Origin of the sequence: Streptococcus sp. 596553 (assembly GCF_900411395.1) — a bacterium.
Taxonomy (GTDB): domain Bacteria; phylum Bacillota; class Bacilli; order Lactobacillales; family Streptococcaceae; genus Streptococcus; species Streptococcus mitis_BA.
In genome coordinates, this window is the sequence record NZ_OXCQ01000024.1 from 1 (window position 1) to 4399 (window position 4399).

4 protein-coding genes and 1 pseudogene are annotated in these 4399 nt (G+C 44.1%); all 5 read right to left on the reverse strand.

From position 1 onward, the window contains the following. A partial coding sequence (locus DSY56_RS11490; RefSeq protein WP_234990594.1) for a DUF1542 domain-containing protein occupies window positions 1-1529 on the reverse strand: 1529 nt, incomplete at its 3' end. Window positions 1530-1761: 232 nt separating this feature from the next. After that, window positions 1762-1980, reverse strand: a complete 219-nt coding sequence (locus DSY56_RS11495) for a YSIRK-type signal peptide-containing protein (RefSeq protein WP_014017271.1) — start codon at window positions 1978-1980, stop codon at window positions 1762-1764. A gap of 19 nt (window positions 1981-1999) precedes the next feature. After that, on the reverse strand, window positions 2000-2746 hold the full coding sequence (locus DSY56_RS11500) for a peptidoglycan recognition protein family protein (RefSeq protein WP_000458340.1): 747 nt from the start codon (window positions 2744-2746) through the stop codon (window positions 2000-2002). 9 nt (window positions 2747-2755) lie between these two features. Continuing rightward, the gene (gene ply, locus DSY56_RS11505) at window positions 2756-4171 is read right to left on the reverse strand and encodes a cholesterol-dependent cytolysin pneumolysin (protein ID WP_014017272.1); all 1416 of its coding nucleotides are present in this window, start codon (window positions 4169-4171) and stop codon (window positions 2756-2758) included. 10 nt (window positions 4172-4181) lie between these two features. Then, window positions 4182-4399: pseudogene (locus DSY56_RS11510) on the reverse strand (hypothetical protein); the annotation flags it as partial.

The window sequence follows — 4399 nt, forward strand, 5'->3', positions numbered from 1 at the left end:
ACCTTGCGTTTCGCTTCTGCCAAGGCGTCTTCAACCTTCTTAATCGCCGCTTTCTTCTCTTCTGTTGTTAAGTGCTGAACCGTGTCAAATGACGCTTTCTTCGTATTCGCTGTATTATCCAGAGAGGTAATCGCTCCATCCCTATCCACCGGATTCGTCGGCCTGATAGAATCGTTAGAAAGAGGTGAAATAAAGTCACTGCTGCTTATATTATTTGTATTTTGCTGAACATAAGCAGTAACCAAGCGCAAGGGTTGATCACCTATAGATTCTTTTAGATATTGAGTTGGATAGATTGGTGCCGTTCCGTTTCCTCCAACTATCCCCCACGCAACAATGTCATAACCCTCTGCATTAGTTGCTACATCGCCAAATTTTTCATTTCTTCCACCTCGAACCAAGAAGACTCTCAGCTGACCATTATTAGGAATATTAGCTGAAGTTATGCTCCCATTTGGTGGCAAAGGAATTTTTGCTTGAAGTAAAGGCCTGTCGTTCCCCTTGGCTTTGGCTTTACCCTCCACATCTTGCTGAGCTGTATGCCCATTCCCTAATGGAGATAAGTCAAATTCCGCTTGTGGAAGTTGGTACCTAACTTCCTGGTTCTTACTCTCTACATGTCCACTATTTAAGGTTACAGCTACGTTTACATTGTATAGTCCGTATATATTTTTTGGTGTTTTACCCTTAACCGTTATCAAGGCTCTTTTTCTATCATTAGAATAAGTTGTAGTGATGGTCGCCCATTTCTTACCTCCAACAGTATCCGGAAAGCCTGTTAATGTAAACTCGCGAATTCCTCCAGTTGATACAGTAGCAATAAATTTCAACGGTACGTCGTTCAGATCAGAACCATTCAATAGTGCTACATTATCTTTTTCATTGCCGTTCGAATTCGTCGATCTTCTCTCTCTCCCTGGACCTCCAGTAGCCAGCCCATAGACAAGTCCAGAAACACTTCTTCGACCCCTAGTTTTTCCAGTTTCCTCTGCATCTTTTTTCAGGTGACTAGCTTTTTTATACTCCTCAAGAGCAGCATTAAAGACCTCCTGGTCAACAAACCCATCTTCCTTTGTCTGAAGTGCTTCATTTAGTTTATCGTATGCTTCTTTCAGTTTTTGGACTTGTTCTGGATTTTCAGTACTGGTCTTCAGCTCTTGGAGGAGTTTATGGATGTTTTCTGATAGAGGATAACTACCTGACCCATTTGTGTAGTCTGTAGCCTCCTCCGCTGTCTCCTCCTTTTCTTGGTTTTCTGTTGACACTGGTGCTGCAGGAGAGGTTAGCGATCCCCTACCACGTCGCCCCCGTCTAGGAGCCGGGCTCGGTTCACTCAGAGTCGCACTCCTTCCTTCTCCCAGCTCAGCTGGAGAAGTGACTCCACCAGCCAAAGCCTTGTTGACTTCCTCAGTCAGCTCCCTCATGGCTTGAGTCTGGGCATTGACCTCCTCTTGACTAACCTGTGGATTTTCAAGGACAGCTTTAGCTTGTGCTAGACCTGCTTCTACACGAGCGTGAAGTTCTTTCATAGAGTCCAGTGTCAGATTGGCAAGCAAGGCTTGTAGCTTGGATTGTGCAGACTGGGCTAGCGACTTATCTACAGTAGGACGGTTTGCCTCTGCTGGCTTTTCTTCCTTGCCTTTCTCGCTAGCGTTTGTCAGAGATTGGTTTTCATTAGATGTCTCTTGAGGCTTTTGATTACCTTGACCAGAACGCTCTAGGCGACTGGGGTCTGTGACAGAACTTTCTTCACTTAGCTCTTCAGATACCCCCCCCCGAGGAATCGCTTACAAGGGCGCTGGTTCTAGTCGTTCCGCTTTCTGTCGCTGGAGAAATGTCAGGTGTTTGTGCCTGTACTGTCCCGTTGGCAAAAAACATCAGCGCAGCAACGGCAACGCTGGCAGCACCAAAGTGGTACTTCCTTATTGAGTAACGAAAAACCTTTTCCCCTTTGCGCTCTTCTTTACTTTTTAGTTTCATTCATTCTTCCTTCCTTTTTCTATTTGATTTCTTCTGTATAGTCTAGTGCGATCCAGCCCCTACCCGACTTCAACAAGCCCCAAGTATAGCCATCTGCTTCTTCTACCTGCATGATGGTAAAAGTCCCAAGAGGACAAAAACCTTGGTCAGGATAAGCCAGACCTGGGCCTGTTCGGATGTAGAGATCATCATCTACCACACGCACTAGATACTCTCCATTCCCATCTCGAGGCTGTTCCTCTTTTGAGACTTGGAAACTATCGCCAGCATGAATCTCAGCCGCCATCTGGATGAGTCGATTTAGATCAATCCCCCCAGGGCAATCTGTAGCAGTAAATTCCTGGTGAGGATGGATGGTCTCACGATTGATTGGCAAATTATAACGATCACAAATATCTGCAATCAAACGTGCTGAGTTCCAGTAGGTTTCCTCTGCAATAGTCCAGTCAGGTTCTCCACGGTTATTTAAGTGTTCAATACCAATCGAACGCCGATTGACCTCATAGTCACCAGCATGATAGGCGACACTTTCTTCACCAACACATCCCCATATCTTATCAGGAGTCACCTGGTAGTGAGCAGATGTGCCCTGCCCTGTGGAGACATACCAAGTACTTCTAGCCCCTTCATCACTCAACCCTCCATTGTGGTGAATGACAATAGTGTCAATATCAAGACGATTCTGATCGCTATTCATGATTTCCTCATCTACATCTGTGATCAGTCCTGAAAACAAATCACCATTCACTCTTTTTGTCGCAAACATTCTCCCCTCCTAGTCATTTTCTACCTTATCTTCTACCTGAGGATAAAGAGTCGTTCCCCAAATAGAAATCGTCCGCTTACGCACTAGTGGCAAATCGGTTTTTTCATAAACCGTACGCCACCATTCCCAGGCAAGTCCGGTACACTCCCTAATTTTGATAGAGAGATTGCGAACATTCCCTTTTAAAGGAATACTAGTGGTAAAATGAGCCGTCAAATCCTGCCCATTTCTGTCCCAAGTCTTAGGAGTCAAGACTTCTTTACCTTGATAATCATAGGATAATTCATCCCAAGTAATGTAATATTGGGCAACATAGGCACCACTATGATCCAAGAGTAAATCTCCGTTTCTGTAAGCTGTCACCTTAGTCTCAACATAGTCTGTACTGTTTTGAAAGGTCGCAACTACATTGTCCCGTAAAAAAGAAGTTGTATAAGAAATCGGCAAACCTGGATGATCGGCTGTAAAGCGACTGCCTTCTTGAATCAAGTCCTCTACCATATCCACCTTGCCTGTTACAACTCGGGCACCCGAACTCGGGTCCCCTCCTAAAATAACCGCCTTCACTTCTGTATTGTCCAAAATCTGCTTCCACTCTGTCTGAGGAGCTACCTTGACTCCTTTTATCAAAGCTTCAAAAGCAGCCTCGACTTCATCACTCTTACTCGTGGTTTCCAACTTGAGATAAACCTGACGCCCATAAGCAACACTCGAAATATAGACCAAAGGACGATCGGCAGAAATTCCTCTCTGCCTCAAATCCTCTACCGTTACAGTATCTTGAAACACATCTCCTGGATTTTTAACAGCATCTACGCTGACTGTATAATAAATCTGCTTAAAATTGACAATCTGAATCTGCTTTTCGCCCGAATGGACAGAATTAAAATCAATATCAAGAGAATTCCCTGTCTTTTCAAAGTCAGAACCAAACTTGACCTTGAGTTGTTCCATGCTGTGAGCCGTGATTTTTTCATACTGCATTCTAGCTGGGACATTATTGACCTGACCATAATCTTGATGCCACTTGACCAACAAATCGTTTACCGCTCCGCGAACACTTGAATTGCTGGGATCTTCCACTTGGAGAAAGCTATCACTACTTGCCAAACCAGGCAAATCAATACTATAAGTCATCGGAGCACGATCGACCGCAAGAAGAGTGGGATTATTCTCTAACAAGGTCTCATCCACTACGAGAAGTGCTCCAGGATAGAGGCGACTGTCGTTGGTAGCTGTTACAGAAATATCACTTGTATTTGTCGACAGACTCCGCTTCTTTCTTTCGATAACAACAAACTCATCGGGTAGCTGATTCCCCTCTTTGATGAAACGATTTTCAATACTTTCTCCCTGATGGGTCAAGAGTTTCTTTTTATCGTAATCCATAGCTAGTATAAAGTCATTTACTGCTTTATTTGTCATCTTCTACCTCCTAATAAGTTCCTGGATTGAGTTGCATAAACTCAGACTTGTTCAGCGAAATCAGCCGTGGTTGGACTAAGTGATCCAAAACTTCCTCGTATAATTCTTCTGAGACATTGCGTCGCCGTCTGGCTAGATAAGAAGTCGGAATGACCGTATTATCCAACATAAATACCTTATCTAAGTCAATCAAGGTTGGTCTTGTAAAAGGATTACGAGCTAAATCCG